The sequence below is a fragment of the Nocardiopsis sp. L17-MgMaSL7 genome (genome assembly GCF_003182025.1).
GTDB lineage: Bacteria > Actinomycetota > Actinomycetes > Streptosporangiales > Streptosporangiaceae > Nocardiopsis > Nocardiopsis prasina.
Genome location: NZ_QGTF01000033.1, coordinates 1 through 1,422, shown reverse-complemented (window position 1 = coordinate 1,422; position 1,422 = coordinate 1). Strand labels below are relative to the sequence as shown.

Annotated in this window: 2 protein-coding genes and 1 pseudogene; all 3 read left to right on the top strand. The window is 67.9% G+C overall.

The genetic code is table 11. The features are described 5' to 3' along the window. On the top strand, positions 1-201 hold a 201-nt coding region (locus tag BDW27_RS27340), incomplete at its 5' end, for a hypothetical protein (RefSeq protein ID WP_370446556.1). Further along, positions 194-565, top strand: coding sequence for a DUF6507 family protein (locus BDW27_RS27025; protein WP_110052537.1), 372 nt, complete (start codon positions 194-196; stop codon positions 563-565). The genes BDW27_RS27340 and BDW27_RS27025, both read left to right, overlap by 8 nt. Before the next feature lie 123 nt (positions 566-688). Further along, positions 689-1,422: pseudogene (locus BDW27_RS27020) on the top strand (hypothetical protein); the annotation flags it as partial.

Here is a 1,422-nt window from a genome sequence, read left to right as displayed (position 1 = left end):
CGTCCGACGGTGCGTATCGCGGCGGCCGCTGAGCAGATGCACACCCGTGCCCGCTTCGATTTCCACCGGCTCAACACGGCCCTGAACCGGATGCAGTACACCGTCCAGACCACCCAGGCCCCGGAGCCCGAACCGGTCATGGACCTGGAGGCGGATGAGGGTGTGTTCCGCCCCGAAGCGTTCGGAGGGTCCCGTGGGTAGTTGGGATGTGGACGCCCAGCAGGTCGGGACCGTGCTTTCGGCGACCGCCGCTCACATCGGTGAGGAGGGCGGTAACGGTGGTCTGCTCGGGAGTATGGACCGTATTGAGAAGGCGGTCACCGGGTGCGAGTCCACCGCGCACAGTCTGCCCGTGAGTATCGCTTTGGGTGAGTTCTGCGGTCACTACTTCGGGGTGATGGGCCAGATGCTCTCCAAGACCGCCAGCGGTGTGGAGGGCGCGAGCGAGGCCACCACCGCCTACCTCAACGGCGACCTGGACATGGCCGCCGAGGCCCAGAGCACCGCGGGGCAGATCCCCGACCCCCAACCTGAGCAGGCTCCCGGCGCGGGCCGCCCCGTCTGAGCCCTGGCCCTCTACCTGTCCCAGCACCCCTGTACCTGTCCAGCCCCCTGACCTTTCCTGTCTCAGGCCCCCGCCCCTGGGGTCTGCCGCGACCTTTCCCTGATCCCCCTGGAGTGGTGTTCGGTGCCCCCCGAAGAAGTCAGACCGATCGACTGTGAAGGCAAGATCGATCCCAGCCTGTTCCCGGTCCCCGAGACCGAGACACCCATGCTGGAGTGGCACGCCAGCAGGCTGCGCACGGCCGGTCAGAAGATGGAGGAGACCGGGGGCGACATCGTCCAGGCCTGGGAAGGTCTGACCAGCTGCTATTCGGCGCCCGAGGCCCAGACCCTGCACGAGGCCCTGGACCCGGTCGCTCCCCAAGGGGTCGAGGTCAACACCGCCACCGAGCGAGCGGCCGGGGCCTTGGAGGACTTCGCGGAGACCGTTCGGGAGATCCAGGGCAAGTGGCGGACCCTGACCGTGGACTCCTACTCCTTTCGCGCTGAGATCGCGGAGGAGGGCGAGGACTGGAACAAGGGCGATGGCCTGTTCGGGACCAGGGACAGCGCCAACGACATCAAGAACGAAGCGCTGTTGCTGCGGGCGGCCAACCTGGTCGGGGACTTCGAGCAGGCCGAGATCACCTGCGCGAACACGATCAACGTCGGACTCGCCGGGCGCACCGACTTCGTCAGTGAGAAGGATCTGGATGGTGCGGCACCCGACCCGGACCAGTTCGTGCACGGGTACGGTGCCGATCTGACCGAGCTCCCGACCTCCTGGGGTGAGGCCGCCGCAGGCACCGACTACGGGTGGGTTCGGGACGTGGGCTCGGCGGTCTGGGACTTCGGTGTGGGCGCGGTCGAGGGTGTGGG